The sequence below is a fragment of the Pseudoalteromonas sp. PSi26 genome (genome assembly GCF_054960575.1).
The window spans coordinates 51,182-63,187 of the sequence record NZ_JBHNYT010000017.1 but is presented as its reverse complement, the minus strand read 5'-3'; the positions used below and the strand labels follow the sequence as shown (position 1 = coordinate 63,187).

General features: G+C 40.6%; 12 protein-coding genes. 6 read left to right on the top strand and 6 right to left on the bottom strand.

Translation table 11 applies throughout. The annotated features are described in order from the left end of the window. From ACFI34_RS16365 to lpxC, 4 genes are all read left to right on the top strand, one after another. Complete coding sequence (locus ACFI34_RS16365; protein WP_006792148.1) at positions 1-780, top strand: cell division protein FtsQ/DivIB; 780 nt, start codon at positions 1-3, stop codon at positions 778-780. Then, positions 777-2,009 carry a cell division protein FtsA gene (ftsA, locus tag ACFI34_RS16360; protein WP_010555687.1) on the top strand — a complete coding sequence of 411 codons (1,233 nt, stop codon included), beginning with the start codon at positions 777-779 and terminating at the stop codon, positions 2,007-2,009. Before ACFI34_RS16365 ends, ftsA begins: the two co-directional genes overlap by 4 nt. Positions 2,010-2,030: 21 nt before the next feature. After that, the gene (gene ftsZ, locus ACFI34_RS16355) at positions 2,031-3,275 is read left to right on the top strand and encodes a cell division protein FtsZ (RefSeq protein WP_138740412.1); all 1,245 of its coding nucleotides are present in this window, start codon (positions 2,031-2,033) and stop codon (positions 3,273-3,275) included. A gap of 103 nt (positions 3,276-3,378) precedes the next feature. Continuing rightward, positions 3,379-4,290 (top strand): UDP-3-O-acyl-N-acetylglucosamine deacetylase, encoded by a 912-nt coding sequence (lpxC, locus tag ACFI34_RS16350; protein ID WP_008126813.1) that lies wholly within the window; start codon positions 3,379-3,381, stop codon positions 4,288-4,290. 105 nt (positions 4,291-4,395) lie between these two features. Here lpxC and yjjG read toward each other — a convergent pair whose 3' ends face one another. The 3 genes from yjjG to ACFI34_RS16335 form a co-directional block, all read right to left on the bottom strand. Further along, entirely contained in the window at positions 4,396-5,070 is a 675-nt protein-coding gene (yjjG, locus tag ACFI34_RS16345; RefSeq protein WP_462674254.1) for a pyrimidine 5'-nucleotidase, read from the bottom strand. Between the two features lie 15 nt (positions 5,071-5,085). Continuing rightward, a complete protein-coding gene (yjjX, locus tag ACFI34_RS16340) occupies positions 5,086-5,625 on the bottom strand; it encodes an inosine/xanthosine triphosphatase (RefSeq protein WP_462674253.1) in 540 nt (179 codons plus the stop codon). Positions 5,626-5,700: 75 nt separating this feature from the next. Next, positions 5,701-6,600: a phosphoribulokinase gene (locus ACFI34_RS16335; protein WP_008126819.1), complete on the bottom strand. Its 900-nt coding sequence runs from the start codon at positions 6,598-6,600 to the stop codon at positions 5,701-5,703. 157 nt (positions 6,601-6,757) lie between these two features. On the opposite strand from ACFI34_RS16335, the gene ACFI34_RS16330 reads away from it, so the two are divergent. After that, positions 6,758-7,633: a TolB-like translocation protein gene (locus ACFI34_RS16330; protein ID WP_410899451.1), complete on the top strand. Its 876-nt coding sequence runs from the start codon at positions 6,758-6,760 to the stop codon at positions 7,631-7,633. A 61-nt stretch (positions 7,634-7,694) separates the two neighbouring features. After that, positions 7,695-8,060 carry a hypothetical protein gene (locus ACFI34_RS16325; protein WP_006794078.1) on the top strand — a complete coding sequence of 122 codons (366 nt, stop codon included), beginning with the start codon at positions 7,695-7,697 and terminating at the stop codon, positions 8,058-8,060. 118 nt (positions 8,061-8,178) lie between these two features. Here ACFI34_RS16325 and ACFI34_RS16320 read toward each other — a convergent pair whose 3' ends face one another. The 3 genes from ACFI34_RS16320 to ACFI34_RS16310 form a co-directional block, all read right to left on the bottom strand. Next, positions 8,179-10,752: a M1 family metallopeptidase gene (locus ACFI34_RS16320; protein WP_462674252.1), complete on the bottom strand. Its 2,574-nt coding sequence runs from the start codon at positions 10,750-10,752 to the stop codon at positions 8,179-8,181. Between the two features lie 123 nt (positions 10,753-10,875). Further along, positions 10,876-11,556, bottom strand: a complete 681-nt coding sequence (locus tag ACFI34_RS16315) for a site-specific integrase (protein ID WP_462674251.1) — start codon at positions 11,554-11,556, stop codon at positions 10,876-10,878. 97 nt (positions 11,557-11,653) lie between these two features. Beyond that, the gene (locus ACFI34_RS16310; protein WP_058403205.1) at positions 11,654-12,004 is read right to left on the bottom strand and encodes a DUF2750 domain-containing protein; all 351 of its coding nucleotides are present in this window, start codon (positions 12,002-12,004) and stop codon (positions 11,654-11,656) included. Positions 12,005-12,006: the final 2 nt, after the last annotated feature.

Here is a 12,006-nt window from a genome sequence, read left to right as displayed (position 1 = left end):
ATGCATCCCCTTTTAGAAAAAGCTCATAAAATCAAACAGAACCTAAATTGGTCGCTGATTTTTGGCGTGAGCTTTTTTTTAGTTGTTATTATTGGCTTAGTGCAAATTACAACGGGTGTATCTGATTGGTTAGTAAAAAATAAAGATGCACAAATAAAGCACTTAACGGTGCAAGGGCATCCTAAATACACAGATGAAACCGCAATAATAACAGCAATAAAAAAAGCGGATTTAAGTAGTTTTTTTGAGCTTGATGTAAAACATGTACAACAGCTAGTGCAAAATCTACCTTGGGTGGCCACTGTATCGGTGCGAAAACAATGGCCTGATACGATTCAGGTTTACGTTGTTGAACACGAGGCGGTTGCGCATTGGAATAGTGACTTGTTAATTAATAACAATGGTGAGGCTTTTCAAGCTCGCAGCGATAAGTTAAGTAAAGATTTACCTCAGTTATTTGGCCCAGAAGGGAGCGAACAAGAAGCATGGATTGCCTTTAAGCAGTTTGACGAAATGCTTAAAGTAAACGCGTTAACGCTTAAAAGTTTAGCGTTATCAGAGCGTTTTTCTTGGCAGCTTTGGCTTGATAGCGGGGTGCGCTTAAATTTAGGGCGTAGGGATAAAGCCAAGCGTGTTCAACGTTTTATAGACGTTTACCCACGTATGGAATATCCAGAAAAAGCACAGATAGATGCAGTGGATTTACGGTATGATACCGGCCTTGCGGTGAGCTTTAAGCCAGTGCAAGAAGAACAATTACAAAATAAGAGTAAGGCATGACTAAGTCAGCAGAAAGAAACCTCGTGATTGGATTAGACGTTGGTACCTCGAAAGTGGTAGCCACGGTAGGCGAAATCACCGCAGATAACAAGCTCAGCATTGTTGGTGTGGGCAGCCAGGTATCCCATGGTATGGATAAAGGTGGCGTTAACGATTTAAACTTAGTGTCTGAGTCTATTCGCCGCGCTATAGATGAAGCCGAATTAATGGCAGATTGTCGAATTAGTTCAGTGTACTTGGGGATTTCTGGTAAACATATTCAATGCCAGAACGAAAGCGGTGTTGTTGCTATAAATAACACTGAAGTAACAGACGAAGATATTGAAAATGTGATTCATATTGCGCGTTCTGTGCCTATTTCAGCTGAACGTAAAATGCTGCATGCACTACCGCAAGAGTACAGCATCGATATGCAAGAAGGGATTAAAAACCCACTAGGCATGAGCGGTGTGCGAATGGAGGCACGTGCTCACATTATTACCTGCTCCAACGACATGGCTAAAAACATAGAGAAATGTGTTGAACGTTGCGGCCTTGAAGTCGACCAATTGATATTTACAGCATTGGCTTCTTGTTATTCAGTTCTCACAGATGATGAAAAAGAGCTGGGAGTCGCGGTACTCGATATTGGTGGTGGTACAATGGATATCACTATTTATATCAACGGTGCGCTGCGCCATTCAGCAGTAATCCCTGTGGCGGGTAATCAGGTAACGGGTGATATTGCAAAAATATTTCGTACACCTATATCGCATGCAGAGTCACTCAAAGTACAATACGCATGTGCAAGCAGCCAATTGGCAAGCAGCGAAGACACTATTGAAGTACCAAGTGTAGGCGGGCGCCCTGCAAGATTAATGTCACGTCATACATTATCAGAGGTGGTAGAGCCTCGTTTCAGAGAATTATTTGAACTTGCGATGGAAGAAATTCGTCGTTCAGGTTTAGAAGACCAAATTGCGGCAGGTCTCGTTATAACAGGCGGAACTGCCAAAATGACTGGTGCAATGGAAGTGGCGGAAGACATTTTTCAAATGCCAGTAAGAATAGGTAAACCAATCGGGATGGTTGGTTTAACAGACTACGTAGATGATCCTTCGTACGCAACCGCTGTTGGTTTGTTACAATACGGGCGCACCATGCAATCGATGAATGCACAAAAGTCGAAAGCAGAGGATAACAATAATTGGTGGAACCGCATTACTAAATGGTTTCAAGGCGAGTTTTAAGACTCAAGTCGGAGAGTGAACATGTTTGATATAATGGAACAACACAGCGAAGAAGCTGTAATAAAAGTAATTGGCGTGGGCGGCGGCGGCGGTAACGCTGTTGAGCACATGGTAAAACAGCAAATCGAAGGCGTGCGCTTTATTGCCGCTAATACAGATGCGCAAGCATTACGAAATTCTGCTGCTGATGTAACAGTTCAATTAGGCACACAAATAACCTCTGGGCTAGGTGCGGGTGCAAATCCTGAAGTAGGCCGCGAATCGGCTGAAGAAGATGCAGAGACTATTCGTGCAAGCCTTGAAGGTGCCGACATGGTATTTATCGCAGCTGGCATGGGCGGCGGTACAGGTACAGGGGCTGCGCCTGTGGTTGCTAAAATTGCTAAAGAGCTAGGTATTTTAACTGTTGCGGTAGTGACGCGTCCTTTCGATTTTGAAGGTAAGAAACGTGCAGCGGCAGCTGAACAAGGTATCAGCGAGTTGTCAGAAATTGTAGATTCGCTTATTACAATTCCGAACAATAAATTACTTAAAGTTTTAGGCAAAGGCACTACACTTCTAGATGCATTTGCTAAAGCTAATGACGTATTATTTGGTGCGGTACAAGGTATTGCAGAACTCATTACGCGCTCTGGCTTAATTAACGTGGATTTCGCTGACGTACGAACTGTTATGTCTGCTATGGGTACTGCTATGATGGGTACTGCATCTGCGTCAGGTCCTGATCGTGCACAAGAAGCCGCAGAAGCTGCTATTTCAAGCCCATTATTGGAAGACGTTGATTTAACAGGTGCCAAAGGTATTTTAGTTAATATCACCGCGGGTATGGATATTGCGATTGAAGAATTCGAAATAGTCGGTAACCACGTTAAAGCACTTGCCTCTGAGAACGCAACGGTTGTAGTGGGTGCGGTAATTGATCCTGAAATGAGCGACGAGTTACGTGTAACTGTAGTTGCAACGGGGTTAGGTGGCGATCGTCGTCCACAGTTTGGTATTGTTGATAACGGTTTTAAAAAGGCTTCGGGTTCTGATGTTGCAAACACGTCTAACCAAGCAAGCAGTATGTATGTGCCTAGCTTTGCAAGCCAAGACAGCACCGATGAAAGTGCAGCTAAAGCACAAACTGAAAGCACAGAAAAAGCGAGTTCAGCAAGTTCTAGCAATACAGCAAGCTCGTCGTCGCAAACGAGTAAAAAAGCGGATAAATCAGAGGGTGGTGATTACTTTGACATCCCTGCATTTTTACGCAAACAAGCAGACTAATAAAAAACGTTATTTTGCTGGTAAATTGAGCGAATATTGTAAGGCGCGCGTATATATGATACTATCCGCCGTCTAACTGTAATAAATTTAAGTGAGCGAACCTATGATTAAACAGCGTACGATTGCAGAAGTAGTCAAAGCCATAGGAATTGGACTTCATAAAGGTGAGAAGGTCACAATAACTCTCCGACCTGCGAGCGCAAATACTGGGATTGTATTTCGTCGTGTCGACCTTGATCCTGTTGTTGAATTTGAAACAACACCTGAAGCCGTTGGCGATACGCAGTTGTGTACCTGTTTAATTAACAAAGATGGCGTTCGTTTATCAACTACTGAGCACCTAATTGCTGCAGTTGCAGCAATGGGGATTGATAACCTAATTGTAGAATTAGACAGCTCAGAAGTGCCAATTATGGATGGTAGTGCATTACCATTCATTTATTTATTACAAAAAGGCGGCATTGAAGAGCAAAATGCCGCTAAACGCTTTATTCGTATTAAAGAAAAAGTACGTATTGAAGAAGGTGACAAATGGGCCGAAGTAGAACCGTACGACGGTTTTCACATAGACTTTGAAATCGCTTTTGATCACCCGGCTATTAACGAAAGTCGTCAGCGTGTTGGTTTAGACATCACCGCTCAAAGCTTTACTGAAGAAATTAGCCGTGCTCGTACCTTTGGTTTTATGAAAGACATTGAATACATGCATGCTAATAACCTTGCTCTAGGTGGCAGCATGGACAGCGCAGTAGTACTTGACGAGTTTAAAGTACTAAACCCAAATGGTTTACGCTACAGCGATGAGTTCGTTAAGCACAAAATACTAGACTGTGTTGGTGACATGTTTATGACAGGCCATAATATTTTAGGTAAGGTGACTGCGTTTAAGTCGGGTCACGATTTAAACAATAAGTTGCTTCGTAAAGTAATGGCAACCGAGTCAGCGTGGGAGTGGGCAACATTTGAAACGCCTGTAACGATGCCTGCACCCGGTCTTGAGTTAGCAACAGCCTAATCAAGTATCTTAAAGTACACACTTAAAACAGTTACAAAAAATGACGCTTATTAGCGTCATTTTTTTGCTATGTATCTATTCTTTTAAAATAGTAAGTTTTAAAAATTAAATACCTAAAATGGCTTGTAGCTGTTCTAATTTGGTTATTGTGTAAGTGGGGGTTATTCCTTCTGGTAATTGTTCACCAGGGTGTTGCAACCAACACGTATCTATACCTGCATTATTACCGCCAAGTATGTCACTTGATGCGGTATCACCGATCATTAATATTTGGCTCTTATTTGGGTTACCCATCAGTTCGAACGTATGTTCAAAAATAGCTTTGTTAGGTTTTGCTATACCTACAAGCTCAGAAATAACTAACCATTCAAACATATCTTTTAAACCAGTATGCTCTAAACGAACTGTTTGCAGGCGAGCAAAGCCATTAGTAATGATGCCTAACCTAGCATGAGGTCTTAATTTATTAAGCAACTCTATAGCGCCTGGCAATGGCTCACAAATTTGCGCCATTGCATCTAAAAATGCATCGTTTAACTCTTTTGCGGGGACATTTAATTTTGCTGACCATTCGTTAAAGCGGGTTACCTGCAAGTAATCAGCAGTGATAACACCATTTTGATAATCAACCCACAGTTGTTTATTGGTTTTCTGGTAGTGAACGTAGTCGTCTTGCGTAAAATTAACGCCGTAATTTTTAAACATACGAGTCATACCGGCTAAAATATCAAACCTAAATAAAGTTTCGTCTGCATCAAACAACACGTAGCTGTATTTCATTCAATTTCCTGTATTTTATTTGCGATATAGGTAGCTATGTAAAAAGGGTGCCATGGCCAAGGTTAGTGCTTGGGTATAGGTACTTTCGCGTGTTGCATGGTTATTTGTAAGCAGGCCAATGGCGCCGCCTTTTTGTTTTATATTTGTGGTGTTAAATGCTTTATCCATTACATCGCCAAGCTCTTCGCCATTAAGTAATGCTTTAAAAAGTATATTGGGTAATGGAAGATTACTGCTTCGCCCTATAACCTGTTCTGTGGCGTTATCAATAACAACATAGGCAAAGGTCGCTGCACCATAGCTAAATTGCTCTGCACCGCCTTCCATTGCCACGTAGTAATCGGCTTGATGGTGCTTTTTACAATAGTTAACACGGTTTTGCGCGCCAATACGTGTTTCATCTTCACCAATAGGTTGATCTGGCACGTTTGAAGGAGCGTTAACACCTAGGCAATCAATGGTGTTATTTGGAAAGTACATAGTAAAAATATGCTTTGCTGCATTTATTTTTACTGGATTTTTAGATCCAACTATAACTTTTAACAATGATGACATGCTGATCTCGTATTGAGTAAAATCAGCAGTGTACGTGACTTCTGTTAAACAAAAAAGAGCACTAAAGCGATAATACTAAATAGGTAAATCAAGCGGAGCAAGGTTCTCTAGTGCGCGCTTTTTCATAATAATATCTTTTATCAGCGGTGTTAATACAAGCTCCATTGCAAGGCCCATTTTACCGCCCGGCACTACCAGCGTATTAATACGCGACATAAAGCTACCTTCAATCATTCTCAGATAATAAGGAAAATCAACATCTTCAATGCCTCTAAAGCGGATCACAACAAAACTTTCATCCAGTGAGGGAATGTCTTTTGCGCTAAATGGGTTTGATGTATCTACGGTAGGCACACGCTGAAAGTTAATATGCGTTCGTGAAAACTGAGGGGTAATGTGATTTATGTAATCGTCCATACTACGCACAATTGACCCCATCACAGCTTCGCGAGAGTGGCCTCGCTCTGAAGTATCGCGGATTAGCTTTTGTATCCACTCAAGGTTAATAATCGGTACCATGCCAATGAGTAAATCAACATGCTTGGCTACATCAACGTCTTGGTCAACAACCCCGCCATGCAAACCTTCGTAGAATAAAATATCTGTATTATGCTCAAGCTCTTGCCAAGGGGTAAATGTGCCTGGCAGTTGGTTATAAGGTACAGCTTCATCAAAGGTGTGCAAGTAGCGGCGCAATTTGCCTTGCCCTGTTTCACCATAATTACTAAATAACGATTCAAGGGCGCCAAAGTCGTTAGCTTCACGGCCAAAGTAACTAATATGCTTACTTTCTTGTTGGGCTTCGCGTATTTTTTTGTCCATTTCGGGGCGTGTATAACGATGAAAGCTATCACCTTCAATAAATGCTGCCTGGATATTTAGGCTACGAAAAATGTGCTTAATGGCATTGGTCGTGGTGGTTGTACCCGCACCCGATGAACCAGTAATTGCAATGATAGGATTTTTAGCTGACATGTTAATTCTCTTTTTTAGGACCAGGCTATATAACCAGACTAAACTTAACACTTTTTTAAGTCGTTTGGGTATCTTACGTGTTGACTGACTAAGCTCAAGTGACGCCATCAGCAAATAACGTTATCATGAGGTGCTTAAAATTAAAACGAGAGAAAGCATGAAACTTTTAAAACCACTACTTAGCTTCTTTTCATTAAGTGCGTTAGCCGCAGGTTGTGCACACGCTAACATGCCTAAAAGCCAAATATTACTTGCTGATTTAAATACGCCATATGGTGTTCAAGTGACCATAGTAAGCGACAAAACAAGTTACAATAACCAGCCTTACTTAATTAATGACGATTTATACTTTACCCATGAGGTAATAACTAATAACCAAAGCCAAACCGATATTGCACATTACAATTTAACAACGCGTGAAATAACTAACTTAACAAATACGCCTGTCAGTGAGTATTCACCAACATTAATGCCTAATAAAACAAGCTTGTCAGCCATTGTTGTAGAGGCCGATTCAAAACAAAAGTTGTGGCAGTACCCGCTTGATACACAAAGTGCGCCTAGTCGTATTTTTGATTGGATAGAGCCTGTTGGCTACCATGCTTGGGGCATTAAAAACGATTTAGTGATGTTTATTTTAGGTCAGCCGCATACGCTTCAATACACCTCAGTAGACGCTGCTAGAGGTGAAATAGCCGCCAGTGATATTTCTCGTACACTTATTTATAACCACAACGCGGCGATGTTTTTATTTAGTTACACTAAAAACGATCAGCATATTTTAGCGAGCTTTAATCCACAAAATAAACAAGTAGGCGATTTATTAAGGCTACCCACTCAGGTACAAGACTTCATTTTAAAAGATGATAAAACAATTGCTTACGCTATTAAAAATCGTGTTTATCAACGTAAGCTCGATGGCAGTAATGAGATATCGCAATGGCTTGATTTAAGCACTTACTGCGAAACTAATATCACCCGAATGAGTTACAACAACGATAAGCTTGCATTTGTATGCGACGTAACACAATAAAGTAAGACTTCAAACTGCGTATGCGTTAAGGTGATACGCAAATTAACGAATAGGGATAAACATGGCGTACAGTGCAGATGAGTTAACAGAGCAGCTTATAAAACTACAATGCAGAAGTAATTTTAAAATTAAGAACATTGCAGAATACATGTTAGTTAATTCAAAAGAGGCCTTTTACACTCACAGTGAAAGCGGTAAAGGCAAAATAGTAATTCGCCCTGCGTTTGAAGTATTCAGTGATGACTTTAACGATATAGATGGTGTAACTCGCGCACAAGGGTATTTTCATAGCAGTGAAATGACCCGATTTCCAACTCGTATATATAAAAGCGCTCAACCAATTCACTATGGTGTCGCATTTAAAATAAATTCAGAGCAAGCTGCAAAAGACTTTATTGCTAAGTTGACGATGATCATTGGTAATTAATCTGAAGTTTGGTTAAGAGGTTTATTATCCATAATTCGAATTAATTAGCTTTGCCCTAAAATTATAAAGCCGCTGAGTGAATACTTAGCGGCTCTTTTATAGCTTAATCAAATAGTGGTTATTTGCTGTTTAAGAAGCTATTGACCGAATCAAGCTCGCGTTTTTTTAGTGCAATACAATCAAGCGTACTTTCTTCTAGTTTACTCAATGTGCGGCTGTACCCAGGCACTTCTGAAATTTTATCATTAAAGAAGTTTTGAGTGGTTGCTAAGCTTTTAGCATCACAGCCTACGGTTGTAAAGTACGGTAAATTAGGAATAAAAAACGGCGGTAAACTTGCTGTTACTTTATCGTAATTATCATAAACCCAATCGATAAATAATGCTTGGCGCTCTTCTGTGTAACTTTGCCCAGATAAAATAGTACGCATATCAGAGGCGGTTACTTCATCAGTTAAGCTGTAAGCCAGCACTGCATTTTGTAATTCAGACTCACCAAAAAAGCCCATAGCAGCTAGCATGTTAGTGCGAACTTGTGGGTCTTTAGTCGTTTTAAATGTTGTCATGAATTGATCAAGCAAGGCTTTATCACCATGAAAAGCAGCGAGTCTTAAATAAACACCTGCTAAATATGGGTCTACTTTTTGTGGATTAGTTAAATACACTTGCGTTTGTTCTTTAGCTTTATTGATTACGTTTTGGTCTTCGCCATCAAAGCCTAAGCGTGATATTACGGCTGCACGAAGTTGCGACACAGCGCCATCTTCGTCAATTTTTGCCTCTAAACCATATTTTTTAGCAGCAGGAGTTACTGCGTCACGGATAAATGCAGGCCATAAGTCTTTATTGCTTTCATCTTTGAATGTGCGTTGCTGCGATACCAAGTAGCCCAGTGCAGTATTTGCTACGCGAGGGTGGCTGTCACTTACAAATACTTCAAGTGTTTGCATTAACTTGGCGGCAGAGATAACGCCAGCCTTAAGCAGTGCATCGGTGGCCGATAATAGCGCTAAACGTTCACGGTCAGTCAGCACTGTTGGTGCGTTTTCAATTAATGCGTTAAATTGCGCGTCATCCATTACCCAGCGGTAGTAGCCAAGAGCACCTTGGTCAGGGTAAATCCACTCTGGTGCAAAATCTAAATCAAGCGTTTGGCTTTGTTTGTTTAGTAAAACACTGGCTGTTTTAACGTTGTCGCCTGCACCGTATTTAATCGTTACTGGCACATTCCAAAGCTGTGCTGGCGCATCAACACCTGCATTTACAAAGCGGCTTTGTGAAATGGTTACTTTTTTGCCTTGCTGTTTAACACTTACAAGAGGAAAAGAAGACTGTTCAATAAATGATTTTAAAACACTGGCTACATCTTTGTTAGATGCTTTACCTAGTGCTTGCCATAAATCAGCCGCTTCTGCATTTTTATAAGAGAAGTCTTTTAAGTAACGCTGAATCCCTTTTTGGAACGCCTCTTCGCCAATCCAGTTTTCAACCATTGCAAGTACTGAGCTACCTTTACTGTATGCAAGGCCTAAACCGTCCATAATGTCAGCTTCGGTTTTAATTGGCTTACGAATAGGCTTAGTACTTAAGCGGGCGTCTAGTGCCATTACGTTATTTTGTGGTAAGTCTAAATGTGATTCAAACTCAGGGTTTAGCTGCTTGGTCATTTTAGCTGCCATCCAGCTTGCAAACGCTTCGTTTAACCACAGGTCATTCCACCACTTCATGGTTACCAAGTTACCGTACCATTGGTGAGCAAGCTCATGAGCAATAATAGACACGTTACGTTGTTTTTTACTGCGTGTTGCTGCTGCTAAATCAACGAGTAAAATGTCTTCGCGGTAAGTTACTAAGCCTGAGTTTTCCATTGCGCCAAATGGGAATTCAGGCACGGCAACTGAGTCGAGTTTTTTATACACATAAGGAATACCAAAATACTCTTCTAATGCCGCAAGTACGCGCGGCATGTTATCTTTAGCATATTCGGCTAAATGAATTTTACCTTGAGGAGTAATAACACGCCCAGGAATTGGCATACCTTCAATGTCTATTTCTTCAAACGGGCCAACTGCCATTGCAACTAAATACGATGGAATAGGCGGTGTTTTATCAAAAAAGTGCGTTGTCATATCGCCCTTTGTTGTGGTTTTTAGTTCTGGTGTATTGGCATATACTTTTTGTGAGCTAGGGGCCGTTATTGTTAACTGAAAAGGAATTTTATAGCTTGGTTCATCAAAAACAGGGAAGGCACGACGTGCATCACTCATTTCAAATTGGGTAAATAGGTAAGGCGTACCTTGATCTAATGTTTTGTATAACCCCACACTTTGGCGGTTGTAGGGAGCAGAAAAATCAATATTAAGTGTGTATTTACCCGGTTGAATTTTTTCATCACAGCTAAATTTAACTTTACCTGTTTTAAGTATTTCATTACTTAAGTCACAGTTTTCTTTACCTAAAAGTTGCGCCATTTTAACAGCGTAATCAACACCGTTTAGCTCAATGTAATGTGTTGGTTTTAATACTTCTAGTGCAATTTCAGTCATCCCTGTGAATGTATCTTTACTTGGGTCAAGTGTCAGCGATACATTTTGCGAACTTGGTTTTGCGAGTTTTTCGATAACGAATTCGTTAGCGTGTGCAGCATTCATTGCTAGCGCAACGCTCACTGTTAAGAGGCTTTTAAGAAACATAATGATCCCTTGTTTATTGTTAGAAACGCCCAGATTTTATGGGTACAGTTTATCCTACCAGCTTTTATGGAGCGCGTAATTGATTTAAGAAGTGGCTTTTAATGTAAATAGTAACAAAGTTTGTCAGTGACTTTCGCGAGATAAAAAACGTTGCCAATGTAGTTGAGTATTTATAATACGTACTTGTTGAATGACCGTATTTAACAAGTTGATGTCATCAAAATGGCTGTTTGAGTATTCGTTAAAACCCATTAAATAATTAAAGGCGTCTTTAGAGTCAGCTTGAAGCGCATAAATACGAACTTGTTGTTCAAAGTTAAGGCGTAGACTACTTATGGCGGTTTTCATACCGAGTTGGTCAACGTTGGGGATATCACATTTTTGCAAGTAGCCGGCACGATCGCCTTCACCTGAAAACCAAATACGCACTTTTTCACTGTATCTGCCGGTTTTAGCCGGAAGATCAAACATAAGCCGTTGGTAATTTTTTGATTTAATAAATTCGATATACTCATTAAATCCGGCATTAATCAATGCATTGTGTACAGGGACTAAACGCGGCTTTATTTTACCGTGAGTATGAAAGTTAAAACATAAAATACTATTATGAATACAAAGATCATCAAGGGTCAAACAGCCAATTTCATCACTGTAAGCACCACTGTAATAGGCTATTAGTGGAAGCCAAAAGTGCCAATGTTTTGCTTGCTCGCGGGGGAGTCGAAAATCACCGTATATATATCCATTATAAAGGGTGTGCAGTTCCATGGCTGAAAAAGGGCGGCGACCAAGATGGGTTTTCAACGTAATACCTTGAAAATAATGAGATGTATTATTTTATACCCAACTAGCATTAGATGCTAGTTGGGCTACCAGGCTTTAATGTCCTGAGTGTAAACTATTATTCACTCAATGCGCGAGCTAAGCCGGTCGGTTCAATCTCTACACATACTTGGTCATCATTCCAATTAATGCCAACTAACGCGTCATCTTCATTTAAGTCTTCAACCCATGCATCTAAAAATTCATCTAGGCTAATTTCTACCGGGCTGTAATCTTTCCATTCTTCTTTACACTGCGCTTTAGCCGCTTCTTCACTTTCCCAAAGCAGTAAAACATCAGTGTCGTCAAATTGGTTTGAGTCGCACACTACAAAGCCATTATCTTCTGCGCCCAGTGCCCAAATGACTTCGCTAACACGTACTTTTTCTACGAAGTTAACTAGTTGTGATTCAATTTCAATATCGCTCATGT

Coding starts and splice junctions, on each gene's coding strand:
- ACFI34_RS16330 (WP_410899451.1), top strand. CDS start 6,758: ATGAAACTTTTAAAACCACTACTTAGCTTCTTTTCATTAAGTGCGTTA.
- ACFI34_RS16310 (WP_058403205.1), bottom strand. CDS start 12,004: ATGAGCGATATTGAAATTGAATCACAACTAGTTAACTTCGTAGAAAAA.
- ftsA (WP_010555687.1), top strand. CDS start 777: ATGACTAAGTCAGCAGAAAGAAACCTCGTGATTGGATTAGACGTTGGT.
- ACFI34_RS16335 (WP_008126819.1), bottom strand. CDS start 6,600: ATGTCAGCTAAAAATCCTATCATTGCAATTACTGGTTCATCGGGTGCG.
- lpxC (WP_008126813.1), top strand. CDS start 3,379: ATGATTAAACAGCGTACGATTGCAGAAGTAGTCAAAGCCATAGGAATT.
- ACFI34_RS16320 (WP_462674252.1), bottom strand. CDS start 10,752: ATGTTTCTTAAAAGCCTCTTAACAGTGAGCGTTGCGCTAGCAATGAAT.
- ftsZ (WP_138740412.1), top strand. CDS start 2,031: ATGTTTGATATAATGGAACAACACAGCGAAGAAGCTGTAATAAAAGTA.
- yjjG (WP_462674254.1), bottom strand. CDS start 5,070: ATGAAATACAGCTACGTGTTGTTTGATGCAGACGAAACTTTATTTAGG.
- yjjX (WP_462674253.1), bottom strand. CDS start 5,625: ATGTCATCATTGTTAAAAGTTATAGTTGGATCTAAAAATCCAGTAAAA.
- ACFI34_RS16325 (WP_006794078.1), top strand. CDS start 7,695: ATGGCGTACAGTGCAGATGAGTTAACAGAGCAGCTTATAAAACTACAA.
- ACFI34_RS16365 (WP_006792148.1), top strand. CDS start 1: ATGCATCCCCTTTTAGAAAAAGCTCATAAAATCAAACAGAACCTAAAT.